Source organism: Pseudomonas marginalis (assembly GCF_024169655.1).
GTDB classification, from domain to species: Bacteria; Pseudomonadota; Gammaproteobacteria; order Pseudomonadales; family Pseudomonadaceae; genus Aquipseudomonas; species Aquipseudomonas paraveronii.
The window spans coordinates 3,855,837-3,881,546 of record NZ_JALJWV010000001.1 but is presented as its reverse complement, the minus strand read 5'-3'; the positions used below and the strand labels follow the sequence as shown (position 1 = coordinate 3,881,546).

Here is a 25,710-nt window from a genome sequence, read left to right as displayed (position 1 = left end):
TGTGAAAAATTTGCGTGACAAGGGCAGTCAGCCGTTATCCTCGGTTGCAGTCCATTGGCGAGCGAGCATTCCCATGTTGCAGGTGCAAGGTGTCCATAAATGCTACGTCACTGCGCAGGGCCCGCTGACGGTATTGGCCGGGGTCGATCTGCACTTGGCGCAGGGTGGCAGCCTGGCGCTGATGGGCGAGTCCGGTAGCGGAAAAAGCACGCTGCTGCACCTGGTGGCCGGTTTGGATCGCGTCGACGGCGGCAGTATCCGCGTGGGTGAGCAGCGCCTGGATCAGTTGAGTGAGAGGCAACTGGCCGATTGGCGGCGCACTGAGATTGGCCTGGTGTTCCAGCAATTCAACCTGATCGGCAGCTTGCGCGTCGATGACAACCTGGCGTTCCAGGCGCGCCTGGCAGGGCGCTTTGATCCGCACTGGCAAGCGCAGTTGATCGAGCGCCTGGGCCTGGGGGATCTGCTCAAGCGCTACCCGGAACAACTCTCCGGTGGCCAGCAGCAACGGGTGGCGGTGGGGCGGGCGCTGGCGTCTCGACCCGGCTTGCTGCTGGCGGACGAACCGACGGGTAATCTGGATGAGGCCACCAGCGATGAAGTGCTGCAACTGCTGCTGGACCTGTTGCGCGACACCCCCACCAGCCTGTTGATGGTCACCCACAGCCCGCGCATTGCCGCGCGGCTCGACCGGCAGGTGGTGTTGCACCGCGGCCACGTCCTGCCTGCGGACGTCGGCTGAGATGGCGGTGTTCTATTGGACGTTACGCGCGTTGCTCAGCCACTGGCGGCGCCATCCCGTGCAGTTTTTCAGTGTGCTGACCGGTCTGTGGCTCGCCACCGCGCTGCTGACCGGGGTGCAAGCGCTCAACAGCCAGGCGCGGGACAGCTACGCGCGAGCCAGTCAATTGATCGGCGGCGAACCCCAGGCCAGCCTCAGCACGCCGGACGCTGCCAGTTTCCCCCAGGCGCTGTTTGCCGAGTTGCGCCGCGCCGGCTGGCCGGTGTCGCCGGTGGTGCAGGGGCGGGTGTTGCTCAAGGGGCATGAGGATCAGCGCCTGCAATTGATGGGCATCGATCCGCTGTCGCTGCCCGGCAGCGGGGCGGTGGCGGGGCAGCGCTTGAGTCAGGCGCAGATGGTCGCGTTCTTCGACCCGCCGGGGCGTACCTGGATTGCCCCGCACACTTTGCAGGCGCTGGGGTTGCAGGCCGGTGAACGGCCGCTGACGGCGAGCGGGCAAGCCCTGCCGCCGTTGCAGGTGCAACAGGACATGGCCCCTGGCATGTTGCTGACCGATATCGGTTTTGCCCAACCGTTGCTGGACATGCCTGGGCGCCTGTCCCGGCTGCTGCTCGACAAGTCGTTCGCCGCCGCCCATCCCACGCCGCCGGCCGGACTGCAACTCAAACAGGCTGAGGACAATAACCTCGCGCGCCTCACCGAGAGCTTTCACCTGAACCTGGATGCGTTGGGCTTTTTATCTTTTGTGGTCGGGCTGTTTATTGTCCATGCCGCCATCGGCCTGGCCCTGGAGCAACGGCGTGGGCTGCTGCGCACCTTGCGCGCTTGTGGGGTGAGTGCGCGGATGTTGATCCTCGGCCTGGGGGTGGAGTTGGGTGCCTTGGCCTTGCTTGGCGGTGTGCTCGGTGTTGCCAGTGGCTATGTGCTCGCCAGTCTGTTGTTGCCGGACGTGGCGGCCAGCCTGCGCGGCCTGTACGGTGCCGAAGTGCCGGGGCAACTGAGCCTCAGCCCCTGGTGGTGGCTCGCCGGGTTGGGCCTGAGCCTGCTCGGTGCGTTGCTCGCCGGCGCCGGCAGTGTGTGGCGGGCGGCGCGTTTGCCGTTGTTGGCGCTGGCCAATCCCCAGGCCTGGCATGAGGCCCATGGGCGCTGGTTGCGGCGTCAAGGCTGGGTGGCGAGTGCGGCGTTGCTGATCGCGCTGTTGGCGCTGTGGTGGGGCGACAGTCTCGCCGCCGGATTTGTGCTGATGGCGGCCTTGCTGCTCGGTGCCGCGTTGGGGCTGCCGGTGCTGCTCAATGCACTGTTGAAAGCGCTGTTGGGGCGCAGTCGCTCGGTGCTCGGGCAATGGTTTCTTGCCGACTGCCGCCAGCAGTTGCCGGCCTTGAGCCTGGCGCTGATGGCGTTGCTGTTGGCGCTGGCGGCCAACATCGGCGCGGGCTCCATGACTTCGGGCTTTCGCCTGACCTTCAACCACTGGCTGGAACAACGCCTCACCGCCGAGCTGTACCTCAACCCACGCAACCCGGCCCAGGCCGAACAGTTGAATACCTGGCTCACGCAACAACCGCTGGTGCAGGCGGTGCTGCCCACCTGGCAGGTCGCCGTGCGATTGCAGGGCTGGCCGGCGGATGTGTTCGGCGTGGTCGACGCCCCGACCTATCGCCAGCACTGGCCGTTGCTGGAAGCGGCGCGTGCGCCGTGGGACCAATTACTGCGCAATGACACGCTGATGCTCAGCGAGCAACTGGCGCGGCGCTTGAACGTGCAAGTCGGCGACGCCGTTGAGATCCCCACGCCCCAGGGTGTGTGGTCGCCCCAGGTGGTGGGGATCTACGCCGACTATGGCAACCCCAAGGGCCACGTGCTGGTCAATGCGCAGCACCTGTTAGCGCATTGGCCGACGCTGTCGCCGGCGCGCTTCAACCTGCGCGTACTCCCGCAAAACGTGGCGCCGCTGGTGCGTGAAGTGCAGCGCGAGTTTGCCCTGGACGACAGCCGTATCGTTGATCAGCAGCAACTCAAAGGCTGGTCGAGCCAGGTCTTCGAGCGCACCTTCGCCGCCACCGCCGCGCTGAATAGCCTGACCCTCGGCGTGGCAGGCGTGGCGCTGTTCATCAGCCTGCTGACCCAGAGCCAAAGCCGCCTCGGCCAACTCGCCCCGCTGTGGGCATTGGGCGTAACGCGCCGGCAATTGATGCTGCTCAACCTGGGGCAGACCTGGTTATTAGCGTTGCTCACGCTGCTGCTGGCTCTGCCCTTGGGGTTGCTGTTGGCGTGGTGCCTGGATGCGGTGATCAATGTGCAGGCATTTGGCTGGCGCCTGCCATTGCACGTTTTCCCCTGGCAGTTGGCGCAACTGCTGGGGCTGGCGCTGCTTGCCACGTTGCTGGCGTCGGCGTGGCCACTGTGGCAGTTGTACCGCAGTCGCCCGGCGGATTTGTTGAGGACGTTCGTCCATGAAGATTAAGGCGCTGCTGTGCGTCGTTCTGTTGCTGGTGAGCGGCTGTGACAAAGCCCCCGCGCCCGAGGAAAGTTTCGCCGGCCTGGGCAGTGAGGCGGCAGATTTTGCCCAGGTGCTGCCAGGCAAAGTCTTCGATTTTCCCGAGGACCACGGCCCCCACGCCGGTTTTCGCATCGAGTGGTGGTACGTCACCGCCAACCTGAAAGACGCCCAGGGCCATGTATTCGGCGTGCAATGGACCTTGTTTCGCAATGCTCTCAAGGCCGGGCCGACGCAATCGGGCTGGCAGGATTCAACGATCTGGCTCGGCCACGCCGCCGTCACCTCGGCCACCCGGCACTACGCCGCCGAGCGCTACGCCCGTGGCGGCGTCGGCCAAGCCGGGGCCCAGGCCGCGCCGTTCAGTGCCTGGATCGACGACTGGAACTTCGCCACCCGCCCAGGCGCAACCGGCCCCTTGGCGGACATGCAGCTCAAGGCCAGTGGCCCGCAATTCGCCTACGACTTGCACCTGACGTCCAGTCGCCCGTTGGTGCTGCAAGGCGACAACGGCTACAGCCGCAAGTCCGACCAAGGCCAGGCATCGTACTACTACAGTCAGCCGTTTTTCACCGCCAACGGCAGCGTCAGTCTCGACGGCAAGGTGTATCAGGTCACGGGCCCGGCCTGGCTCGACCGCGAGTGGAGCAGCCAACCCCTGGCCGCCAGCCAGACCGGCTGGGACTGGTTTTCCCTGCACCTGGACCGTGGCGAGCAGTTGATGCTGTTTCGCGTAAGACAAAAGGACGGCACGGGTTATCTCACCGGCACCTGGATCGACCGCGAGGGCCATACCCAAACCTTGCACAACGCCGATATCCAACTTACGCCACTGGCCACCACTGACATCGACGGGCGGCGTATTCCCACACGCTGGTCGCTGAAAATTCCCGGCAAACAGCTCGATATCACCACAGAAGCCGTCAACCCGAAGGCCTGGATGAACCTCAATATTCCGTACTGGGAAGGACCGGTGCAGTTTGAGGGTGGGGTTGGGTATCTGGAGATGACCGGGTATTAGCATTTTTCTGTAGGTGCTGATCCTCTTCTGCGTAGGCAACTTCCCAAATGTGATTTAGCCCCCTCGGGCTTGTGTCCTGGCCGTATTCGCTTGCTTATATTCCGACGCCATCTTCATTGCATTCGGGATGTAAGGCATGGCGCGGGGATACATCAACGACAAGCCAATCAGCTACAGCAGTTTGAAAACCTGGCTGATGGGCCACAGCATGAGCCGCCAGCACTCTGATCATTTTGACGTATTGAATCAGCACCTGCGCGGCGGGTGGGTGATGCCGGGGCGGATGGTGATTGTTCCAGACACAGAGAGCGTCAGTTGCTCCTGGAACGAATCCTGGTGGGTGCGTTATGCCGAGGAAATTGATCGCAACCTGGAGCTGGATGCTGCGGCTGCACAGACGATGATCGATAACTACGACCTGCTGCAGAGCCTTCTGACGTATGGCTCGATAGGTATCGGCAGTACAACATCGGCGTGGTCGCGGCACCTGGATGAAGTCGTGAATACGTTGGAGGAAATCGAGCGCCTGCATCAACGCCTGAAAGCGGGCGGGTTGGATCGCCAGGCGTTTATCCGCCAGCGCCAGGTGCTGCTGGCGCTGCTGGGCACGCAACTGCGCGGTGCCGCACGATTTGGCACGGGGTTGCGCGGCAATCAATCGCTGAAGAAGGTGCTGGGGATTTCGACCAAAAGCTATCTGAATAAAGGTGAGATCGCCGGGTATGCACAGCGGTTGAAGGCGATTTCGCAGACGTCGAAGTGGTTGGGCAAGGGCACTTATATTGGGTTGGCGCTGGATGTGGGTGCAGCGGGTTTGGAGATCAAGGAGGCGTGTATGGTGGGGCGGGAGGCGCAGTGTCGGCGGGCGAAGTATGTGGAGACGGGGAGGCTAGTAATCGGGGTGGCAGGAGCATCCTGGCTCACTGCGGCGGGTGCTATTGCTACGCGTCGCGCCTGTACGATTTTTTTGGGTATTGCAACTAAAGGCCCCGGAGCACTGACGTGTGGAATTATCGGCGGCGCCGGGGGAGGGTATATAGGAGGAAATGCAGGGGGGGATAGCGGTGCGTTTCTGGGCGGCAAGATCATAGAGAACGATGGTGTTTTTATCTTTCAACCCGAGGGGGCCTGACTATGGATCTTTTTCTCGTCTTTAGTATTTTACTGTGTGTAGGCTCTCTGGTTGGCGTAGGGCTGATGTTATACGCCGAGTGCAAAAAGCTCGAAGTGTTGGAAAGCTACTTCAGTGAAAACAAGCTGGTTTGCGATAACAAACGCTTTTGGGGAAGAAATATGCGGATCGACAGGTTTCAGCGCATGCTCTTGATCAATCAATTGTTAGGAATGCCAAAACTGCATGTAAAGCGGGGCGATGTGACTGAGGCAGAGCTGGCTTCAATCCCGATATCCCTCAAGCGTTGGGCACTTTGGCCGTATCGTCTTGCTTTTATTTGGCTGGCTGCATCAGTCGTTTGGGGCATTTGGTACCGATGGTAGCTCACCTGTCTTCACCGCCACCTGGATGAACCTGAGTATTCCGTACTGGAAGGGCCGGCGAGGTTTAAGGGGCTCTGGAGATGACCAGGTATTAGCACTTTTCTGTAGGCGCCGATCTTCTTCTGTGTGGGCAACTTCCTAAATGTGATTGAGCCCCCTAAGGGATTGTGTTCGGACGGTATTCGCTTGCCTATATTTCGACGCCAACTTCATTGGTGATTTGATATTCCAGCCAGAGGGGGCTTAACCATGGATTTTTTTCTCGCATATTCCATTGTGTTGTTTGTTGGGATGTCTGTCGTCTTGGGACTGCTGCTATTTGCCGAATATACAAAACTCGACGAATTGGAAAGTTACTTCAGTGAAAACGAAGAAGTTCGCAATAACAAGCGCTTTTGGCGACGAAATCAGTGGATCGACAGGCAATATCGCATGATGCTGATTTTTGAATACCTTGCAGACTCTAAACGCCATGTGAAAGCCGGTCTTGTGACCGAAGCCGAACTGGCGTCTATTCCTTTAGCGCTCAAACGTTGGGTGTTGTGGCCCTATTACCTTGCGTTCATTTGGGCTATCGCAACGGTCGTTTGGTCGGTTTGGCGCAGGTGGTGCAACATTCCAATTTGAACGTGGTGAGCGACCGTTGGAAAAGGCGCCGATAGCGGCGTCAGGTACGTATTGAGACGATGAGCGAAAGCAAACCGTCCGAAGACGCATTGTTAAGGATTCAAATGCTGTCAAAACCGAGGTCGCCCAGTAGTCTCGGGATCAGTCAGTTCCTACCGCGACCGATTTATAGACATCCCTGGATCTCTATAAATCGGTACTTAGTGGCACGCAGGGTCTACAACCAAGGATGCCGAGTGGGTTTGATGTTGTTCAGATAGTAGTTTCCGATGGCGTGAAACTTCCAGCGTACCGGATCGTGAAGGGTATGGGTGCGGGCATTGCGCCAGTGGCGGTCGAGGTTGTATTCCTCCAGCGTGGCGCGGGTGCCCACCAGTTCGAATAGCTTGTTGCTGGCCAGCAACGCCACTTCCGTGGTCAGCACCTTGGCCTCGGCTACGGCAATTGATGCTTCGGCCACAGTCTCTTCGTTGGGGTTGTCAACAGCCAGCTGGATTTTGTCGGCGGCCAGGTCGAGCACCGCTTCGGCTGCGCGCAGGCGAATCTGCAATTCGCCAATCTGCTGGATGGTGTAGGGGTCCTGATGCGCGTGCTCCTGGCCTGAGTCGATCCAGGCTCGGGCGTAGGTGCGCACTAGGCGAATGGTGTCGGCGATGATGCCGCGCGCGATACCCGCGTCGATGGCCGCCTGCAGGAACTGTGACGTCGGACCGGCGGCAGTGGGGTTGGTGAAGGCGTTGAAGATTGGCACCACATGCTCGGCCGCGACCTTGACGTTTTCCAGCAGTACCGTGCCGCTGGCAGTGGTGCGCTGGCCAAAACTGCTCCAGTCATTGACCACCTTGAGGCCGACTGCGTCGCGCTTGATCAGTGCAAGATGCGGTAGCTTCTCGGCATTCACCACCACGGTCGGCACCCAGTGGGCGAGTAGGGCTCCGCTGGAATAAAACTTCTCGCCGTTGACGCGAAAGTCCTCGCCGTCTGGAGTGATCAGGGTTTCGAAATCCGCCACGGTACGGCTGTTGCGCTCGGAGAAGGCATTACCGAAGCGCACACCGTTGAGGATTAGCTCGAAGAACTCCTTCTTCTGCGCTTCGCTGCCGTCCAGGCGCAGGTGATCGATCACCACCAGATGGTTTTGCGGCAACTGCGCCAGCGACGGGTCGACTGCGGCAATGATCTTCAGCACCTCGGCCAGCGTACGGTAACTCACCTCGGCACCGCCGTATGCCTTGGGCACCGTAATGCCCCAAAGGCCGCTTTGCGAAAAAGCAGTCAGCTCGGCAATCGGCAGACGCCGGTCGCGGTCGCGCTGGGCTGCCTCTACGGCAAAACTGATGGCTAGTTCCTTGGCCACGGCAATGGCTTGCGCATCACTGCTGATGCGCTGAGCGGGTGTGCTCGGTATTTCTTGTACATACGAATCGAGGTTTGGGTTGACGGTTTGGAGGTCGCTCATGTTTAGGTCCTTGAATAATCACAAAGGTGTTGCGCCGCTTGCTTGGGCCGGCTACGCGATGGGGTTGGCAGTCAGAAGCGGTAACCCAGGTTGAGGCTGTACACGGTGGGGTCAACATCGACACTGCCAACCTTGACGCCATTGATCTTCACGTCGCTGTCGATCTTGGCGTAGCGCACATCGCCGCCCACGCTCCAATTCGCGTCCAGGGCCACGTCCAGGCCGGCCTGAAAGGCCACGCCCCAGGAGTCGGAAAGTTCGAGCTTGGCTCCGTTATCCAGCTTCTCGTCGTAGAAGTACGTGTAGTTCAGGCCAATGCCGACGAAGGGCCGAATCTGCGCATCGGGTGCGAAGTGGTACTGCAGTGTGACGATCGGAGGCAGTTGCTTGGTGCTGCCAACCTTGCTGCTGTTGAGTTTGATGTCATGCTTGAATGGCAGGCCGCCGAGTACGTCGACGGCCCAGTTCGGGGTGAAAAAATAGGCTACGTTGAATGTCAGGCCTGCATCACTGTCGATATCGATGGTGCCGGGCCGAATGTCGCCCGAGTTCGACGTCGGCACGATATTGCTAATACCCCCACGCACCAGCCAAGGACTTTCCCCAGCCTGAACAAGTGTAGTGCCTGCCAGTAACGCACTGCCGAAGGCGGCGTGGCTTAACCAATGTAATGACATGTGTAGCTTCCTTGTCCGAAGTATTAATAGACGTTGTGGTGACGCGGTTCGAAAGTTTTGCCACCACGTCCGTACTCTCGGTCGGCAGGGCTGCCATGGTCTTATTGCAGGCTTTGTGCCATGTAGCTATCTAATTGTTTTATATGTATTTTATTTTGTTTTAAGGCGAATGCCGCTGTACCGAAAGGCATAATGGTGATGAATTGCTGTTGTCTGATGGACAGTGCATGCCGGTTGGCGGCCATTGGCGTGTATTCAGGCTTGCCCACTGCGGTTTTTGCGAGGCCGGTAGTCAGAAGCCCCGTACTTACTTAATCGAGAGTGCGCCCCCTTCCGGACGCTCTATCGTCGGCGCAGCAGGACCAAAACGCACCACTGCTAACTCACGTCCCGGTTGTTCCTGGCTAATTATCCTTGTTTCAATCCGCCTCCAATCTGCCTACACGAGTGTCAGGCAGTAAGCGGTAGCAGCAGTAGAACGCTGATGTTATAGCGACGCTGCGGATTCCACGACATTTGGACAGCCGTGCGCAGGAAGTACCATTGCGCCTGTTGGAAAGTTATCGCGGCTATGTAATGACCGATAATTACGCAGGCTATAACGCCTTGGCGTTGCAACCGGGCGTGTAACGGATGGCGTGCATGGTGCATGTGCGACGCAAGTTCGTTGAAGCGCAAAAAGTGCTGCCCAAGGGCAAGACCGGGCATTATCTGTCGAGCAATTGGGGCCGGTTGGAGCGCTATATCAAATCTGGTTATCCATCGATAACAACACCGCCGAAAGAGCGATCAAGCCGTTTGTCATTGGGCGTAAGGCCTATACCTCCAATGGCGCCACCGCTCAAATTTACAGCCTGGTCGAGACCGCCAAGGTCAACGGCCGAGAGCCCTACACGTGGCTGCGCCACGTACTGGAGCGGTTACTCCATGCCTCGTCGGTTGAAGACTATGAAGCCTTGCTGCCATGGAACTGCTCGCCGGAAATGCCAAGGTAGATCGCTGCCCTATCTTTGGGTAGGTGGGGTTTATGGATCGCTTACAAATCATAGAGATCGATGGTGATTTGATATTCCAACCAAAGGGGGCTTAATCATGGGTTTTTTCTCGCCTATACCATTGTCTAGTTTGTTGGAATGTCTGTCGTTCTGGGACTGATGCTATTTGCCGAATATACAAAACTCGACGAGTTGGAAAGTTACTTCAGTGAACACGCAGAGGTTCGTAAACGCCTGCAACTTTGGGGACCAAACCCGCAGTTCGGCAGTTTTCATCGCATGGGACGTATGGCCATATCACCTTGCGACAATATGGCCGCGCGCTCGTTTTTTGTCGGAGGGTGAGCTTCGCGGGCGACGGGTGATGTACGAGTTCCTGGCGCGGTACGCGAACCCGTGATAGCACGGCCTCAGGCGCAAACATTCAAATCAGCGGGTCCCAGCGTTGCGACCAGTCACCTTCCGCCTTGACCACGCCACGCAGCAATTCCAGCGCCTGCTGCAGCACCGCCGAATCCCGCGCCCGCGAGTACACCAGGAACGTCGGGAAGCTGAACTCCGGCGCTTTGGGCACGCGTTGCATCACGCCGCTGTCGAGGTAGCTTTGCACCACTCGGGTACGGAAATACCCGGCACCGCCGTGCTCCAGAATGTACTGCAGCGCCAACGGCCCGAGGTTGAAACTCAGCGCGGCGCGGGCCTTGTCGGGCAGGGCGGCGTCATGCTGCTGGCGAAACCCCGGGCCCCAATCGATGTATACGTATGGGGTCGGCTTGCTCGCCAGTTGTACCAGGATCAGTTTTTCTTCCAGCACCTGCTCCACTTGCAGCCCCGGCCAGTACTGCGGCTGGAACACCAGCGCAGCGTCGATCACACCCAGTTCCAATTGGCGCAGCAGGTATTCGCCTTCACGGATTTCCGTGCGCAGCGCATGCCCCGGGATATGTTCGCGCAAGGCCTTCGCCCAGCCGAGCATCAACGGGTTGCACAGGCTGACCTCGCCGCCGATATGCAGCACATTGCGATAGCCCTCGGGCAATGGCAGGTCGCGGCGCGCGGCTTCCCAGGTTTGCAACAACTGGTTGGCGTACACCACAAAGGCCTCGCCGTCGGCGGTCAAGCGCGCACCGGCGCGGTTGCGTACAAACAGCGTGCTGCCCAGTTGGCTTTCGAGGTTCTTCACGCGGGCGGTGATGGCGGTCTGGGTGACGTGCAGTTTCTCGGCCGCTGCGGCCAGGCTGCCGCAGCGGGTGATTTCGAGGAAAGTGCGTGCCAGTTCGATGTCCATGAAGCCCCCGGGGATGAATGGGGGGCTATTGTAGTGGAATGCGATCAAGAACTGTGGGAGGGGGCTTGCATCCCGATGGCGGTGGGTCAGTTACAGATGAGCTGGCCGACCCACTGCTATCGGGGGCAAGCCCCCTCCCACAGTTGGATCTACGGTGTTCCGGTGATCGGGGCTGGCAGATGCTCGGTCGGGAATGCCTTGGCATATGCCTGGCAAACCCGCAATACCGTCTCATCGGCAAACCGCGCCGCCACCACGTGTAACCCCACCGGCAAGCCATTCGCCGCCAGCCCGCACGGTACCGACGCGGCCGGCTGCTGGGTCAGGTTGAAGGGGTAGGTAAACGGCGTCCACTCCATCCATTCCTGCATCCCGGAACCTGGCGGTACGTTGTGCCCGACCTCGAACGCGGTGATCGGCATCATCGGCGACACCAGCACATCGTAGTGCTCATGGAACGCCGCCATCCGCGCCACCAGCGCTGCCCGAGCTTCGAGGGCCGCACTGAAATCGTCCAGGCTCAAGCGCTCGCCGCGCTGTGCGATGCTTAGCAGGCCGGGGTCGAGCAGGTGTTTTTGCGCGTCGCTCATCGGGCCGGTCAGGCGGGCGGCGCCGGCTGCCCACAAGGTGCTGAACACCTCCAGCGGGTCGCTGAAACCCGGGTCGATCTGTTCGACATGGGCGCCCAACTGCACCAGGCCCGCCACCGCGTCGGCGACTACCTTGGCCACTTGCGGGTCGACGTCGACGTAGCCGAAGGTGGGGCTGTAGGCAATGCGCAGGCCCTTCAAGTCCGCGGCCTCCGACAACCAGGGCGTGGTCCGCGGCGCGCCGATCAAGCCGTCCCGCGCATCCGCTTGTGCGACGGTTTGCAGCATCAACACGCTGTCTTCCACGGTGCGGGTCATCGGCCCCAGGTGCGACAGGATCGTCATCGAGCTGGCCGGCCACTGCGGCACATAGCCGAAGGTCGGCTTGATGCCGAAGGTGCCGGTAAACGCACAGGGAATCCGGATCGAACCGCCGGCATCGCTGCCCTGGTGCAACACCCCCAGATTCAACGCCGCCGCCGCACCCGCGCCGCCGGATGAGCCGCCCGTGGTCATGCGCGTGTCCCACGGGTTGCGGGTGATGCCGTACAGCGGGTTGTCGGTGACGCCTTTCCAGCCGAATTCCGGGGTGGTGGTCTTGCCCAGCAGCACCGCGCCGGCCTTGCGCATCAGGGCCGGGAAGGGCGCATCCACCGCCCATGGCCCGTCGGCCGAAGAGGTGCGCGAACCCTTGCGCGTGGGCATGCCGAGGGTCAGGGTCAGGTCTTTGATCGACGCTGGCACGCCATCCAGCGCGCCGCAGGGTTCGCCCTTCAACCAGCGCGCTTCTGAGGCCCGTGCGGCATTGAGTGCGCCCTCGGGGTCGACATGGCAGTAGGCGTTGACCTGCGGGTTGTAGCGCTCGATGCGCAGCAGCGCGTCTTCGGTGACCTCCACCGGCGACAAGGTCTGGTCACGAAAATGCTGCAGCAGTTGCACTGCCGTCAGTTGGCCGATCTCACTCATGGTCGATCTCCTGTGCCGCATTGACCATGGCGCGCAGCAACACTGCGCAACCTGCCGCCAGGTCATCCGGTGCGGCGTTTTCGATTTCGTTGTGGCTGATGCCGCCTTCGCACGGCACAAAGATCATCCCGGCCGGGCCCAGTTCGGCGACGAAAATCGCGTCGTGCCCGGCGCCGCTGACGATGTCCATATGGCTCAGGCCCAAGGCGTCGGCGGCGTCGCGCACGGCGTTGACGCAGGCCGGGTGGAAGTCCAGCGGCGGGAAGTCGGCGGTGGCGGTCAACTCGAACGTCAGGCCGTGGCGCGTGGCGCTGGCTTCGATCACGCCGCGCACTTCATCGACCATGGCCAGCAGCTTGTCGGCATGCAGATGGCGCAGGTCGATGGTCATATGGACCTGCCCGGGAATCACATTGCGCGAGCCGGGGTGCAGGCTCAGGCAACCGACCGTGCCGCAGGCGTGGGGTTGCTGCTGATGCGCGATGCGGTTGACCGCGCTGACCACCTCGGCCGCGCCCACCAGGGCATCCTTGCGCAGGTGCATCGGCGTCGGGCCGGCGTGGGCTTCGACGCCGGTGAGGGTCAGGTCGAACCACTTCTGACCCAGGCAGCCCATCACCACGCCGATGGTGGTGGCCTGGTCTTCCAGCACCGGGCCTTGTTCGATATGCGCTTCGAAATACGCACCGACCGGATGGCCGAGCACCGCACGCGAACCGGCGTAGCCGATGCGCTGCAATTCGGTCCCCACCGACAGGCCCTGGTCGTCCTGTTTGTCCAGGGTGTCCTGCAAGTCGAACTTCCCGGCAAACACCCCGGAGCCCATCATGCACGGCGGAAAGCGCGAGCCTTCTTCGTTGGTCCACACCACCACTTCGATCGGCGCGTCGGTCTCGATTTTCAAGTCATTGAGGGTGCGGATCACTTCCAGGCCGGCCATCACCCCAAAGCAACCGTCGAACTTGCCGCCGGTGGGCTGGGTGTCGATGTGGCTGCCGGTCATCACCGGCGGCAGGGCGGGATTGCGCCCTGGGCGCCGGGCAAAAATATTGCCGATGGCATCGACACTGACGCTGCACCCGGCCGCCTCGCACCATTGCACGAACAGGTCGCGGGCCTGGCGGTCGAGGTCGGTGAGAGCGAGGCGGCACACGCCGCCTTTGACGGTGGCGCCGAGGCGGGCCAGGTCCATCAGCGATTGCCACAGGCGGTCGCGGTTGATCAGCGGGGCGTTGCTCTGGAGCGGTTGTGCAAAGCTATTCATCTTCGAACTCCGGTCAGGCACTCAGGGCCAGGTAGCGGTTCTTGATCGTCGGGTCGGCGCGGAAGGCGGCGGCGCTGCCCTCGTACACCACGCGGCCCTGTTCGAGCACGTAATGGCGGTCGGCGAGCTTGTCGCAGACCATCAGGTTCTGTTCCACCAGCAGCACCGGCAGGCCGTCGTCCTTGACCTTGCGCAGGATCTTCACCAACTCGTCGACGATCACCGGGGCCAGGCCTTCGGTGGGTTCGTCGAGGATCAGCAGCTTGGGATCGTTGAGCAGGGCGCGGGCGATGGCGAGCATCTGTTGCTCGCCGCCGGAGAGCGCGTGGCCGGCGTTTTTGCGCCGCTCCTTGAGGCGCGGGAACATGCCGTAGACGTCTTCGAGCTGCCAGCGGCTGGTCTTGCGCGCGGCGATGCGCAGGTTTTCCTCGACAGTGAGCAGGCGGAAAATCCCACGGTTCTCCGGCACCAGCGCCAGGCCCTGGCGTGCGATTTCAAAGATCTTCTGGCCCACCAGCGGCTGGCCGTTGAAATGGATCTGGCCCTGGCGCGGGCAGATGATGCCGAGGATGCTGCGCAACGTGGTGGTCTTGCCGGCGCCGTTGCGGCCGAGCAGGGTCACCAGTTCGCCGGGGTTGACGGTCAACGACACGCCTTCGAGCACGTGGCTCTTGTCGTAGTAGGAATGGATATTTTCGACGATCAGCATCAGGCAGCCTCCCCAAGATAAGCCGTGCGCACGCGTTCATCGGCGCGCACGAATTCCGGCGTGCCTTCCACCAGGATCTGGCCGTGGCTCATCACGGTGATGCGTTGGCTGATGGACATGACGATGCTCATGTTGTGTTCGATCAACAGCACCGTGTGGTCGCGGCCCAGGTCGCTGATCAGTTGGGTCATGATCGGGATGTCATCGATGCCCATGCCCGAGGTGGGCTCGTCGAGCATCAGCAGTTTGGGTTTGGAACAGATCGACATGCCCACCTCCAGCACCCGTTGCTGGCCGTGGGACAACTCGCCGGCCAGGGTCGCGGCGCGGGCCGTGAGTTGCAGGCGTTCGAGCACCTGGTCGGCGATCTCCAGGTGTTCGCGTTTGCTCTCGACCCGGCGCCAGAAATTCAAGGCGCGTACACCGTCGCGCCCTTGGGCGGCCAGGCGCAGGTTTTCGCGCACGCTGAGGTTCTGGAACAGGCTGGTGAGCTGGAACGAACGCGCCATACCGAGGCCGACGCGGGCGTGGGCCGGTTTGCGCATCAGGTTCTTGCCGTCGAAATGGATCGCCCCGCCAGTGGCCTGGCGCTCGCCGGTCAGGCAGTGGAACAGGCTGGTCTTGCCCGCGCCGTTGGGGCCGATGATGGTGTGGATGGTGCCGGCTTCGACCTTGAGGTTGACGCCGTTGATCGCATGGAACGCACCGTAGGCCAGTTCCAGGTCTTTGGTTTCCAGCAGGATGCTCATAGCCCTTGCTCCTTGGCGACGACGGCAGCTTTGCGGCGGCCGCGCACGTTCTCGAACAGCGACGCCAGGCCGCCCCACAATCCGCCACGCATGAAGATCACCACCAGGATCAGGATCACCCCCAGCAGCATCAGCCAGCGCGGCCACAGGTCGGAGAGGAAATCCCCCAGCAGCACGATGGAACCGGCGCCCAGCAACGAACCGAACAGCGAGCCGGTGCCGCCGACGATGGTCATGATCAGGATGTTCTCGGACATCGCCAGGTCGATATTCGACAGCGGCACAAAGTGCAGCAACATGGCGTACAGCGCGCCGGCAATCCCGGTGACCGCGCCGGACAGCACGAACACCAGGATCTTGAAGTGGCGCGTGTCATAGCCGATGGCCGAGGCACGGGTTTCGTTTTCGCGGATCGCCATCAGCGTGCTGCCGAACGGCGAGGCAATGACGCGGCGTGCGCCGATGAAGATCAGCAGGAACAGCACCGCGACAAAACCGTAGAACGCGCGGGCGTCGGCCAACGACAGCAACACGCTGTCGCCGATGCGGATCTCCGGGCGCGGCACGCTGAGCAGGCCGTTGTCGCCGCCGGTCCAATCGCTCAAGGTGTAGGCGACGAAGTACGCCATCTGGCTGAACGCGAGCGTCAGCATGACGAAGTAGATGCCGGTGCGGCGGATCGCCAGGGCGCCGACCAGCAGCGCCAGAAAGCCGCCGGCCACGGCAGCGCCGAGCAGTGCGCTGAACAGGCCCAGTTGCAGGTGAATCATCAGCAGCGCCGCGCAATAGGCGCCGGCACCGAAGAAGATGCCTTGGCCGAACGACAGCAGCCCGGTGTAGCCGAGCAACAGGTTGCAGGCCAGGGCGGCCATGGCAAAGATCAGGATCTCGCTGGCCAGGGTTGCCGAGGGCAGGATCAGCGGCAGGCCGATCAGCACTGCCAGCACCCACAGCAACATCGCTTTGGATTGGGTCTTGGCAAACGGCAGGGGATTTTTCTCGCTCATGTCAGGCTCTCCCGAACAGGCCGTAGGGGCGGACCAGAATCACCACGGCCATCGCGCCGTAGATCATCAGGCTCGCACCCTGGGGCCAGAGTGTGGTCATCAGGCTTTGCACCACGCCCACCAGCAAACCGCCGACCAGCGCGCCGCTGAACGAGCCCATGCCGCCGATGACGACAACCACAAAGGCGATCCCGAGAATTTCCGGGCCGACAAAGGGCTGGGCACCGCGCAACGGCGCGAACAGCACACCGGCCATGCCGGCCAGGCCGACGCCTAAGGCAAAGGTCATGGAGAACAGGCGGAAGATATTCGTGCCCAGCAGCGACACGGTTTCGGTGCTCTCACTGCCGGCGCGCACCAGCGCACCGAAGCGTGTGCGTTCCAGCAGCAGCCACAGGCCCAGGCCCACCAGCCCGGAAAACACGATGAGGAACAGGCGGTAGTAGGGGTAGACGAAATCGCCCAGCACCAGCACCCCGCGCAGCAGTTCCGGCACGGCGACGCTTTTGCCCACCGGGCCCCAGATCATCACGCTGGCTTCCTGGATGATCAGCGCGATCCCCAGCGTCACCAGGATCTGGAACATGTGCGGCAAGTGATAAATCCGCTGGATCAGCAAGCGCTCGATCACCCACGCCAGCGCAGCCACCGCCAGCGGTGCGAGCAGCAGCGCCAGCCAGAAGCTGCCGGTGAGGCTCACGGCGGTGTAGCAGATGTAGGCGCCGAGCAGAAAGAACGCGCCGTGGGCGAAGTTGACGAAGTTGAGCAGGCCGAAAATGATCGTCAGCCCGACCGCGATCAGGAAGTAGATCATCCCCAGGCCAAGGCCATTGAGTATCTGGAACAGGTAAAGATTGAGCATGCAGGAACCCTCGGCAGGACGCCGCTCGCGCGGCACCTGCGGTGCAAATAGTCAGGGGGTCAGCCGAGCGTGCAGCCCGTGGCCTCGACCGGCGGGAATGACTGGCCGGCGCTGAGCACCTTGGCCAGGTCGTCCTTGTCGGCCATGTCGGCGGCGGCTTTGCCGATCAGCAGGTAGTAATCCTTGATCACCTGATGGTCGCCGGCACGGATCGACTCCTTGCCGGTGGGGCCGTCGAAACTCAGGCCTTGCATGGCCTTGGCCACGGTCGGCCCATCGAAGCTGCCGGTGGCGATGATGGTATCGAGCATGACCTTGGTGCTGATGTAGTCGGCAGCCAGCGGGTAGGTGGGATTGATGCCGTACTTGGCCTGGGTCAGCTTGACCAGTTCGCGGTTGAGCGGGCTGTCGACCTGGTGCCAGTACTGCGCGCCGAGGTACACGCCTTCGAGTATGTCGCTGCCCAGTTCCTGGAACTGGTCGAGGCCGGCGGACCACACCAGCAGCACTTTCATGCGCTCCTTGATCCCGAAGTTGACCGCCTGGCGCAGGGTGTTGGACGACTGGCTGCCGAAGTTGAGCAGCACCAGCACGTCGGGTTTGGTGGCGATGGCGTTGGTCAGGTAGCCGGAGAATTCTTGCTCCTGCAGCGAGTGGTAGCTGTTGCCGACGTGTTCCAGGCCGTGTTCCTTGAGCACGTTTTTGGCGCCTTCGAGCAAGGCTTCGCCGAACACGTATTGTGGGGTGATGGTGTACCAGCGCTTGGCGTCCGGCAGCCGCTTGATCAGCGGCACCAGGGTTTCGCGGATCGCGCCGTAGGTGGGCACCGACCAGCGGAAGGTCGCGCGGTTGCAGTCTTTGCCGGTGACTTCATCGGCGCCCACCGGGGTCATGAACACGCCGCCGGCCTTGTCGACTTCCTTGGCCACCGCCAGCGCCGATGACGACAAGGTGCAGCCCTGGAAGAACCGCGCGCCGTCCTGCGCAATCGCTTCCTGCACCTTGCGTACTGCCTTGCCCGCGTTGCCTTCGGTGTCGATGACCTTGTAGTTCAGCGGGCGCCCGAGAATCTCGGGGTGCTGCTCCACCGCCAGGCGCGAACCCATGTCGGCAAACTTGCCATAGCTGGCAAAGGCGCCAGACATGGACTTGAGGCCGTACAGGGTAAAGGGCTCGGCGGCGAATGCCGAACGCACGCTCAGCGGCAGGCTGAGGGCGGCGGCGGCGGTGAGGCTGGCTTTCAATAACGTACGACGCTGCATGGGGTGACTCCCTGGTTTAGTTATTGGCAGGAGTGGCAATGGCGATACGGTGGAGCAGGGCCTGTGGGCAGGCGCTTTTTTATTGGGGTAACAGTGTGCGGGTTGGAATGCAGTCAACTGTGGGAAGGGCGGTGCGCCGATTCGACTTGCTCCCGATAGCGGTGTGTCAGTCGATATAACGGTGACTGTGCCGGCCTCATCGGGAGCAAGCTCCCTCCCACATTGGATCTGGGGTGTTCTTAAGAGTGATCGAACTCCAGTAGAAAGTGCGGGCTGACCTGGCCTTCGAGCGCGGTCATATGGTGTTCGGCGTCGCACATGTGTTCATGCATCAGGCTGCGCACCGCGTTTTCATCGCCTGCGCGAAAGGCGTTCAACAGTTGCTTGTGATAGTCGAGGTTGGCCGCGTCGAACTGCTTGCGCTTGGGCTTGTAGGCTTTTTTCAGCACCACCAGGTCGCGCAGCAGGTCGTTGAGAAACTGCGCCATAAAGCTCAGCAACGGGTTGGGGCAGGCCTTGGCCAGCAGGTTGTGGAACTCCAGTTCCGCCAGGCGTTGTTCGCGCTGGCCGGCCTCGCTGTCTTCCGGCGCACTGCAAAAATCCACGTTGGCCTGCAGGGCCAGGTAGTCGTCCTCGCTCAGGCGTCCGAGCACCGACACTGCCAGTTCCACTTCGATGACCTTGCGCAATTGGTACACCTGCTCGCCATCCAGATGCTGGAAGTGCAGGTAATTGCGCAGCGCGCGGCTGGCCGGTTCGGTGCCGGCCTGGTTCAGGTAGGCGCCGCCGCTGGGGCCGGTGCGCGTGCTGACCAGGCCTTCGACTTCCAGGGCCTTGAGCGCTTCGCGGGCCGAGCCCTTGGAGCACTGGAAACTTTCCATCAGCTCGCGCTCGGTGGGCAGGCGATCGCCGGGTTTCAAGGCGTCGGTGACGATGGAGCGCTTGACCGACTCGACAATCACGTCGGACAGCTTCTGGCGTTTGCGTCGTAGCGGGCGAGTGAGCATGGGGTCTATTTATCGTATTAATGCGGATAAATAGCACTTAATAACGATTGGGCCGTAGCGTCAACGCAGGGTGTCGTTTCTGGTATGGAAAGGTCGTAAACGGAGATTCATTGCACAGTGGCATCCGTACACACCGTCGAACGCGGCGGTTTGTTCCCATGCACCAGATAATCGCCTACCCACTGGTTCACACAGGCACTCACGCCGCTGAACGAAACCCCGTGGGCATAGGCGTTCTTCAGTTGTACGCGGCTCGCCGGGAACGTGCGCTCAAAGGCCCAGGCGGCGCCGGTGGACGGGGTGTGGTCGTCGAATTCGGCCTGGACCATCAGCAGGCTGTCGAGCCGGGCGAGTTCCTTGTGAGGCAAGCCCTTGCTGTGGTTTCGCGGCCAGGTGGTGCATTGGCGCGCCTCAAGGGCGCTGCCGGCGACCGGGTACTTGGTGAGCGATTCGGTTTCTTTTTGCTGCCAGAGGTCTTCGCTGGAGTAGGTCGAGTCGTTGCACAGGATCGCGGTTTTGACCGAGTCGGCGGCCGACATGCGCAACGGCCCAGGCTTCGGCACGTTGGCCTGCAAGGGTTCGCGCACGCGTTGCAGCAGCAGGCTGAACATCGATTTGGCACGCTCTTCGATGACCGGGTCGGGGCTGAAGCGATGCGCACGGGCACGCGCCTCGAGCGCCAGGTCGTCGCTGTCGGGGGTTTCCCGCAGCCAGCGACTGAGCAGGTGGGCGCTCATCAGGCCGGTGGGGTCGCTGTAGAAGCGGTTGCTGGAGCGCAGGGCCGTGCGCACGCTGGGCAGCAGTTCCATGAACACCCGGCGCACGGCGGCTGGCGTATCGCCCAGTTGATACACGCCAGGGTCGAGGGCGGCGGGCTGGGCCACGAAGCGCTCGAAAATCTTCTCCTTTTCGCCGGCAACGATCAGGCTGGCGTGCTCGAAGGTTGAGGTCCAGTTGATGTTCGAATCGAGCACCATGCGCCCCACGTTCGCCGGAAACAGGCCGCCGTACCAGGCGCCGAGCCAGGTGCCGTAGGCGTTGCCCAGGTAGTTGAACTGCAACTCGCCCAATTGTTTGCGCACAAATTCCAGGTCGCGGGCGGTCTGCTCGGTGGTGATGTACGGCGTCAGCGGGTGGCTGGCGCACGCTTGGGCGATCAACCGGGCATTCTGGCGCGCAGCGGCGAGGTTGGCCGCGCTGCGGTCTTCGCTGACATCCCCTTGCGGCACGATCCGTCCCTCGGAGCGGCATTCCAGACGTGACCCTGGCAGCCGGCCCAGGCCCCGCGGGGTGACTTCGATCACATCATAGGTATCGGCCAACTGGCGGTAGGTGTCGCCCCAGTCGGGTTGCCGGGCGTAATGCTTCCAGACGGTGGCCAGGTGTACGGCGAAGGCGCCGCCGGCGTCGAGCCCGGGGCCCCCTGGGTTGGCGAATAATGCCCCCTGGCGTGACAGCGGCAGTTTGGCGCCGACGCGGGTGATGTCGAAGCTGATGCGACCGCGCTCAGGCGCCGCATGGTCCAGGGGCGCAGTGACGATGCCGCATTGGGTGCGTTCGATGACCTCTGGGTCCAGATGTTCGAGCGCCGGTTGTGGGCAGTCCAGGAACCATTCGATGCCGAACGGTGAACGCGGCGCTTCAGCGTGAGCGCTGGCGGGCGCCAGGGCTGCAACCAGCACCAGGCAACGGTAGGTAATTGCGCTTGCAGCTGGAAGGGGGGTCATCAGCGATCCTGGCCAGTCGTGTGAGAAAAAGAAGCCACTGTTGTGGCTTCTGATTCGGGACGACTTTTTTACCAAGGACCGTGGGGGGAAAAATGTAGGAGGACAAAACGGTACGTGTACGAAATGCGACTTTCGTTTATCGGATGTCGGTCTCCCAGCCGCCGCCTAACGCTTTGTACAAGGCAATGCTGGCGTGACAGGCGCCGTTGCACATTCAGGTCCGGGGCGGCGTACAGGATGCGCGCGTGGAACGCGCCCTGAGCGTCGATCGGTTAAATTTTAATTCACTGTCCTCGTTTCCTATCAACACGTGGCCTGTTGTGCAGGTCGTGAAGGTATTCCCGCCCCACCGCCAAGGGGCTTATCCAGAGGACACTGGAATGACACAGGCAATTGCTTCGCCCGCGGTTCACGACCTGATCGGTATCGGTTTCGGCCCTTCGAACCTGGCGCTGGCCATCGCCCTGCAGGAGCGCGAAAAGGCCCAGGGCAAACTGGACGTGCTGTTTCTCGATAAACAGGCCGATTACCGTTGGCACGGCAATACCCTGGTGACCCAGAGCGAACTGCAGATTTCGTTCCTCAAGGACTTGGTGACCCTGCGCAACCCCACCAGCCCGTATTCCTTCGTCAACTACCTGAAAGCCCACAATCGCCTGGTCGATTTCATCAACCTCGGCACCTTCTATCCGTGCCGTATGGAGTTCAACGACTACCTGCGCTGGGTCGCGGGGCAGTTCCAGGCCCAGAGCCGCTACGGCGAGGAAGTGCTGGCCATCGAGCCGATCCTGCACCAGCAGCAGGTTGACGCACTGCGTGTGATTTCCCGCGATGCGCTGGGTGAACAGCATGTGCGCACCACCCGTTCGGTGGTGGTCAGCGCCGGCGGCACGCCGCGTGTGCCCGAGGTGTTCAAGGCGCTCAAGGATGACCCCCGCGTCTTCCACCATTCCCAATACCTGGCGCGCATGGCCCAACAACCCTGCGTGCAGGGCAAGGCGATGCGCATCGCGGTGATCGGCGGCGGCCAGAGTGCGGCCGAAGCGTTCATCGATTTGAACGACAGCTTCCCGTCGGTACAGGTCGACATGATCCTCCGCGGTTCGGCGCTGAAGCCAGCGGATGACAGCCCGTTCGTCAACGAAGTGTTTTCGCCGGCCTTTACCGACCTGGTGTTCCAGCAGGTCAGCGCCGAGCGTGAGCGCCTGGTAGCCGAGTACCAGAACACCAACTATTCGGTGGTCGACCTGGACTTGATCGAGCGCATCTACGGCATCTTCTATCGTCAGAAAGTCTCCGGCACTGCGCGCCAGGCCTTCCGCACCCTGACCGTGGTCGAGCACGTCAGCGCCAGTCCGTTGGGCATCGAGTTGGCGCTGCGCAACAACGCCACGGGCGAAACCAGCGTCAGCCATTACGACGCGGTGATCCTGGCCACCGGCTACGAGCGCCAGACGCACCGCGAACTGCTGGCGCCGCTGGAGGCTTATATGAGCGACTTCGAAGTCAGCCGCGACTACCGCATCGTCACCGACGAGCGTTGCAAGGCTGGCATCTACATCCAGGGCTTCAGCCAGGCCAGCCATGGGTTGAGCGATACCTTGCTGTCGGTGCTGCCGATCCGGGCGGATGAGATTGCGGCGTCGTTGCATGCGCATGATCGCCACCGTGGGCAGGGGCGTTCGGTGCAGGATTTGCTGCTTGCTACGGCGAGCTGACGAACGGGTGTTCGGGCTGCACGCTTGTAGGGGCAAAGCAGGGTAAGAAAATATTAAGCGGGCACGGTTGAGAAAATGTGGGAGGGGGCTTGCCCCCGATAGCAATCTGTCAGCTACCAATTAGTTGACTGATCCACCGCAATCGGGGGCAAGCCCCCTCCCACACTCTTGACCGCGCTCGGCTTTCAGGATCAGGCCGGCTATATGGCTGTGCCCAAGAGCAGAATGAGCCCTATCTGGTCCACATTTGATCTTCGGTGTTTGGGGGGCGGTCAGGCCAGTTCGGTGGCGGTGTTTTTGACTACCGCGAGCTCGGGGTGGGCTACCAGTTTGTCGATGTGCAACTCGTCGTTGTTCAACCAGGTTTCCGTCAGCACCCGGTAATGCTCCATGTCCCGGCAACGCATGCGCAGGCTGTAGTCGAACGGCCCGCTGATCAACTGGCATTCGAACACCTGCGGGCAGGCTTTGACGCAGGCTTCGAAGGCCTTTTGCGCCGAGCGCCCGCTCTGGTTGGACAAGGCCACCAGCACCAGCAGCGACAGCCCCGGTGAGACCATCTGCACGTCGATGATCGCCCCGTACCCACGGATCACCCCGCGTCGTTCGAGTTTGCGCACCCGCTCCAGGCAGGGCCTGGGGGTCAGATGCACCAGCGACGAGAGCTTTTCGTAGGTGATGCGCCCCTGATGCCGCAGCACATCGATGATCGCCTCATCGATGCGATCCAGCGCAGGGGCGGAATGGGGTCCGTTGGCCTTGGTATCCATGGGTTTCACTTCAAACGGTTGGAAAGAAATTGCTGCAAGCGTTCACTGTTGGGATGGTCGAGGATCTCGGCGCCGCCTTGCTCTTCGACCCGGCCCTGGTGCAGGAACAGCACTTGGCTGGACACCTGGCGGGCAAAGCCCATTTCGTGGGTGACCATCAACATGGTACGACCTTCCTCAGCCAACGTCTGTATGACTTTGAGGACTTCTCCTACAAGCTCAGGGTCCAAGGCGGAGGTCGGTTCGTCGAACAGAATGATTTCCGGTTCCATCGCCAGGGCTCGGGCGATGGCGACGCGCTGCTGTTGGCCGCCGGACAGAAACGCTGGGTATTGATCCGCCACTCGGCCCGGCAAGCCCACCTTGTCCAGGTACATTCGCGCGCGTTTTTCCGCTTCGGCCGCGCTTACGCCCAACACCCGGCGCGGGGCCATGGTGATGTTTTCCAGCACGGTCATGTGGCTCCACAGGTTGAAATGCTGGAACACCATCGCCAGGCGTGTGCGCAGGTTCTGCAGTTGTGCCTGGTGCGGCGCGTGGGTGCCGGCGCGGCCCTGGCGCATTTCGATGCTGATGCCGTCCAGGGTGATGACGCCGGCGTCCGGCTGTTCGAGAAAGTTGATGCAGCGCAGCATCGTGCTTTTGCCCGAGCCGCTGGCGCCGATCAGGCTGATCACGTCGCCATTGCGTGCGTTGAGGGACACGCCTTTGAGCACTTCGTGTTCGCCGTAGCGTTTGTGGATGCCTTCGACCTGGAGTTTGATCGCGGCGGTATCGGTAGCGGTCTTGGCAGCGAGTGGTGCATCAACCGGATAAGTGGCCAGGGCCTGCGCGGACTGATTCATGGGTTAGCCTCGGGTAGGAACAAGAAAACGCATCCAGCGACGTTCGGCCAGTCGAAACAGGCCCACCAGTGCAAAGGACAGCAGCATGTAGAGCAGCGCGGCGATACCGAAGGCCTGGAACGTCAGGAACGTCTCGGCATTCGCATCGCGGGCCACTTTGAGGATGTCGGCGACGGTGGCGGTAAACGCCAGCGACGTGGCGTGCAGCATCAGGATCATTTCATTGCTGTAGGCCGGCAGCGCACGGCGCAGCGCGGCGGGCACCAGCACAAACAGGTTCAGTCGCCAGCCGTGCAGGCCATAGGCGCGGGCCGCTTCGATTTCGCCATGGGGAATGTTGCGGATCGCCCCGGCGAAGATTTCCACGGTGTAGGCGCAGGTGTTGAGCACGAACGCCAGCAGCGTGCAGTTCAGCGCGTTGCGAAAGAACTGGTTGAGCAAGGCGTTGTCCTGCACCACCTCCAGGCTGTATAGCCCGGTGTAGCAAATCAACAGTTGGATATACAGCGGCGTGCCGCGAAACAGGTAGGTGTACACCTCCACCGGCCAGCGCAGCCAAAAGTGCTCCGAGACGCGCGCAAGCGCCAGGGGGATCGACAGGAAAAACCCGAACAGCACCGAGATGATGAACAACCACAGGGTCATCGCCACCCCGGACAAGCCCGCGCCATCGCTGAACAGGTAGGCCAGGCCGTATTGCTGGAACAGTTCGATCATCGCGCCATCCCCTTGATGCCGAGGTTGTAGCGCCGTTCGAGGCGCTTGAAGATGCGGTTGGAGAGGGTGGTGATCACCAGGTACACCAGGCCCGCGAGGATCAGGAAGTACAAGGGTTCGTTGGTGGTCTTGCCAGCGTTTTGCGCGGCTTTGACCAGGTCCGACAGGCCGATGATCGACACCAGCGCCGTCGACTTGAGCAACACCAGCCAGTTATTGCCCAGCCCCGGCAGGGCGAAGCGCATCAACTGCGGGAACAGCACCAGGCGAAAACGCTGCCAGCGGCTCAAGCCGTAAGCGGTCGCGGCTTCCAGTTGGCCGACCGGCACGCTGAGGATCGCGCCGCGAAAGTTTTCGGTGAAATAGGCGCCGTAGATAAACCCCAGGGTGATCACCCCGGCGGTAAACGGGTCGATTTCAAAGTAGTTCCAGCCGAAGGTTTCGGTCAGGTCGTTCAGCCACAGTTGCAGGCTGTAGAAAATCAGCAGGATCAGCACCAGGTCCGGCACGCTGCGAATCAGCGTGGTGTAGAGCGTGGCCGGCAGCCGCAGCCATTTGGCGCTGGAGAGCTTGGCGCCGGCGGCGATCAGGCCCAGGCCAAGGCTCAGGCCCAGCGCCAGGAACGCCAGCTTGACCGTCATCCAGGCGCCCTGGGCGAGCATGGGGCCGTAGCCCTGCAGGTTGAGGAATTCGTTCATGGGGGAGATCTCTAAA

Annotated in this window: 25 protein-coding genes and 2 pseudogenes; 9 read left to right on the top strand and 18 right to left on the bottom strand. The window is 61.9% G+C overall.

Annotated features, from left to right (window positions below; all coding sequences use genetic code 11):
• Nucleotides 1–73 precede the first annotated feature (73 nt).
• The 6 genes from J2Y83_RS17540 to J2Y83_RS17515 all read left to right on the top strand — a co-directional run bounded on the left by J2Y83_RS17540 (nucleotide 74) and on the right by J2Y83_RS17515 (nucleotide 6,384).
• Entirely contained in the window at nucleotides 74–742 is a 669-nt protein-coding gene (locus J2Y83_RS17540; protein WP_253397105.1) for an ABC transporter ATP-binding protein, read from the top strand.
• A gap of 1 nt (nucleotide 743) precedes the next feature.
• Nucleotides 744–3,206 (top strand): FtsX-like permease family protein, encoded by a 2,463-nt coding sequence (locus J2Y83_RS17535; protein ID WP_253397103.1) that lies wholly within the window; start codon nucleotides 744–746, stop codon nucleotides 3,204–3,206.
• Nucleotides 3,196–4,260 (top strand): lipocalin-like domain-containing protein, encoded by a 1,065-nt coding sequence (locus tag J2Y83_RS17530; protein WP_253397102.1) that lies wholly within the window; start codon nucleotides 3,196–3,198, stop codon nucleotides 4,258–4,260. Before J2Y83_RS17535 ends, J2Y83_RS17530 begins: the two co-directional genes overlap by 11 nt.
• 136 nt (nucleotides 4,261–4,396) lie before the next feature.
• Nucleotides 4,397–5,392 (top strand): hypothetical protein, encoded by a 996-nt coding sequence (locus J2Y83_RS17525; protein ID WP_253397101.1) that lies wholly within the window; start codon nucleotides 4,397–4,399, stop codon nucleotides 5,390–5,392.
• A 2-nt stretch (nucleotides 5,393–5,394) separates the two neighbouring features.
• Nucleotides 5,395–5,757, top strand: coding sequence for a hypothetical protein (locus tag J2Y83_RS17520; protein ID WP_253397100.1), 363 nt, complete (start codon nucleotides 5,395–5,397; stop codon nucleotides 5,755–5,757).
• 249 nt (nucleotides 5,758–6,006) lie between these two features.
• Nucleotides 6,007–6,384 (top strand): hypothetical protein, encoded by a 378-nt coding sequence (locus J2Y83_RS17515; RefSeq protein ID WP_253397099.1) that lies wholly within the window; start codon nucleotides 6,007–6,009, stop codon nucleotides 6,382–6,384.
• A gap of 217 nt (nucleotides 6,385–6,601) precedes the next feature.
• Here J2Y83_RS17515 and J2Y83_RS17510 read toward each other — a convergent pair whose 3' ends face one another.
• The 3 genes from J2Y83_RS17510 to J2Y83_RS17500 form a co-directional block, all read right to left on the bottom strand.
• Nucleotides 6,602–7,843, bottom strand: a complete 1,242-nt coding sequence (locus tag J2Y83_RS17510) for an SfnB family sulfur acquisition oxidoreductase (protein WP_253397098.1) — start codon at nucleotides 7,841–7,843, stop codon at nucleotides 6,602–6,604.
• A gap of 71 nt (nucleotides 7,844–7,914) precedes the next feature.
• Nucleotides 7,915–8,520, bottom strand: a complete 606-nt coding sequence (locus tag J2Y83_RS17505; RefSeq protein WP_253397096.1) for an OmpW/AlkL family protein — start codon at nucleotides 8,518–8,520, stop codon at nucleotides 7,915–7,917.
• A gap of 101 nt (nucleotides 8,521–8,621) precedes the next feature.
• Nucleotides 8,622–8,789: a hypothetical protein gene (locus tag J2Y83_RS17500; RefSeq protein WP_253397093.1), complete on the bottom strand. Its 168-nt coding sequence runs from the start codon at nucleotides 8,787–8,789 to the stop codon at nucleotides 8,622–8,624.
• Nucleotides 8,790–9,042: 253 nt separating this feature from the next.
• On the opposite strand from J2Y83_RS17500, the pseudogene J2Y83_RS17495 reads away from it, so the two are divergent.
• Together J2Y83_RS17495 and J2Y83_RS17490 are read left to right on the top strand one after the other, a co-directional pair.
• Nucleotides 9,043–9,515: pseudogene (locus J2Y83_RS17495) on the top strand (IS66 family transposase); the annotation flags it as partial.
• Between the two features lie 138 nt (nucleotides 9,516–9,653).
• Nucleotides 9,654–9,860 (top strand): hypothetical protein, encoded by a 207-nt coding sequence (locus tag J2Y83_RS17490; RefSeq protein ID WP_253397091.1) that lies wholly within the window; start codon nucleotides 9,654–9,656, stop codon nucleotides 9,858–9,860.
• Between the two features lie 79 nt (nucleotides 9,861–9,939).
• Here the strand turns inward: J2Y83_RS17490 and J2Y83_RS17485 are convergent, their stop codons facing one another.
• The 11 genes and pseudogenes from J2Y83_RS17485 to J2Y83_RS29905 form a co-directional block, all read right to left on the bottom strand.
• Nucleotides 9,940–10,803: a LysR family transcriptional regulator gene (locus tag J2Y83_RS17485; RefSeq protein ID WP_253397089.1), complete on the bottom strand. Its 864-nt coding sequence runs from the start codon at nucleotides 10,801–10,803 to the stop codon at nucleotides 9,940–9,942.
• A 149-nt stretch (nucleotides 10,804–10,952) separates the two neighbouring features.
• Nucleotides 10,953–12,359, bottom strand: coding sequence for an amidase (locus tag J2Y83_RS17480; RefSeq protein ID WP_253397087.1), 1,407 nt, complete (start codon nucleotides 12,357–12,359; stop codon nucleotides 10,953–10,955).
• Nucleotides 12,352–13,623 carry a Zn-dependent hydrolase gene (locus tag J2Y83_RS17475; protein ID WP_253397085.1) on the bottom strand — a complete coding sequence of 424 codons (1,272 nt, stop codon included), beginning with the start codon at nucleotides 13,621–13,623 and terminating at the stop codon, nucleotides 12,352–12,354. The genes J2Y83_RS17480 and J2Y83_RS17475 overlap by 8 nt, the downstream gene beginning before the upstream one ends.
• A gap of 13 nt (nucleotides 13,624–13,636) precedes the next feature.
• A complete protein-coding gene (locus tag J2Y83_RS17470; RefSeq protein ID WP_253397083.1) occupies nucleotides 13,637–14,332 on the bottom strand; it encodes an ABC transporter ATP-binding protein in 696 nt (231 codons plus the stop codon).
• Nucleotides 14,332–15,081: an ABC transporter ATP-binding protein gene (locus tag J2Y83_RS17465; protein WP_253397081.1), complete on the bottom strand. Its 750-nt coding sequence runs from the start codon at nucleotides 15,079–15,081 to the stop codon at nucleotides 14,332–14,334. The genes J2Y83_RS17470 and J2Y83_RS17465 overlap by 1 nt, the downstream gene beginning before the upstream one ends.
• Nucleotides 15,078–16,088 (bottom strand): branched-chain amino acid ABC transporter permease, encoded by a 1,011-nt coding sequence (locus tag J2Y83_RS17460; protein ID WP_253397079.1) that lies wholly within the window; start codon nucleotides 16,086–16,088, stop codon nucleotides 15,078–15,080. The genes J2Y83_RS17465 and J2Y83_RS17460 overlap by 4 nt, the downstream gene beginning before the upstream one ends.
• Nucleotide 16,089: 1 nt before the next feature.
• Entirely contained in the window at nucleotides 16,090–16,950 is an 861-nt protein-coding gene (locus J2Y83_RS17455) for a branched-chain amino acid ABC transporter permease (protein WP_253397077.1), read from the bottom strand.
• A gap of 59 nt (nucleotides 16,951–17,009) precedes the next feature.
• Nucleotides 17,010–18,212, bottom strand: a complete 1,203-nt coding sequence (locus J2Y83_RS17450; RefSeq protein WP_253397075.1) for an ABC transporter substrate-binding protein — start codon at nucleotides 18,210–18,212, stop codon at nucleotides 17,010–17,012.
• A gap of 239 nt (nucleotides 18,213–18,451) precedes the next feature.
• On the bottom strand, nucleotides 18,452–19,219 hold the full coding sequence (locus J2Y83_RS17445; RefSeq protein WP_253397073.1) for a FadR/GntR family transcriptional regulator: 768 nt from the start codon (nucleotides 19,217–19,219) through the stop codon (nucleotides 18,452–18,454).
• A 107-nt stretch (nucleotides 19,220–19,326) separates the two neighbouring features.
• On the bottom strand, nucleotides 19,327–20,946 hold the full coding sequence (locus tag J2Y83_RS17440; RefSeq protein WP_253397070.1) for an alpha/beta fold hydrolase: 1,620 nt from the start codon (nucleotides 20,944–20,946) through the stop codon (nucleotides 19,327–19,329).
• Nucleotides 20,947–21,082: 136 nt separating this feature from the next.
• A pseudogene (locus tag J2Y83_RS29905) lies at nucleotides 21,083–21,188 on the bottom strand (hypothetical protein); the annotation flags it as partial.
• Nucleotides 21,189–21,326: 138 nt separating this feature from the next.
• On the opposite strand from J2Y83_RS29905, the gene J2Y83_RS17435 reads away from it, so the two are divergent.
• Complete coding sequence (locus J2Y83_RS17435; protein WP_253397064.1) at nucleotides 21,327–22,664, top strand: lysine N(6)-hydroxylase/L-ornithine N(5)-oxygenase family protein; 1,338 nt, start codon at nucleotides 21,327–21,329, stop codon at nucleotides 22,662–22,664.
• 272 nt (nucleotides 22,665–22,936) lie between these two features.
• Here the strand turns inward: J2Y83_RS17435 and J2Y83_RS17430 are convergent, their stop codons facing one another.
• The 4 genes from J2Y83_RS17430 to J2Y83_RS17415 are packed head-to-tail and all read right to left on the bottom strand — an operon-like array spanning nucleotide 22,937 to nucleotide 25,694.
• Nucleotides 22,937–23,434, bottom strand: a complete 498-nt coding sequence (locus tag J2Y83_RS17430; protein ID WP_253397057.1) for an Lrp/AsnC family transcriptional regulator — start codon at nucleotides 23,432–23,434, stop codon at nucleotides 22,937–22,939.
• Between the two features lie 5 nt (nucleotides 23,435–23,439).
• Nucleotides 23,440–24,279, bottom strand: a complete 840-nt coding sequence (locus J2Y83_RS17425) for an ABC transporter ATP-binding protein (RefSeq protein ID WP_247401951.1) — start codon at nucleotides 24,277–24,279, stop codon at nucleotides 23,440–23,442.
• 3 nt (nucleotides 24,280–24,282) lie between these two features.
• Nucleotides 24,283–24,996 (bottom strand): ABC transporter permease, encoded by a 714-nt coding sequence (locus tag J2Y83_RS17420; RefSeq protein WP_247401948.1) that lies wholly within the window; start codon nucleotides 24,994–24,996, stop codon nucleotides 24,283–24,285.
• Nucleotides 24,993–25,694 (bottom strand): ABC transporter permease, encoded by a 702-nt coding sequence (locus tag J2Y83_RS17415; RefSeq protein ID WP_247401946.1) that lies wholly within the window; start codon nucleotides 25,692–25,694, stop codon nucleotides 24,993–24,995. Before J2Y83_RS17415 ends, J2Y83_RS17420 begins: the two co-directional genes overlap by 4 nt.
• Nucleotides 25,695–25,710: the final 16 nt, after the last annotated feature.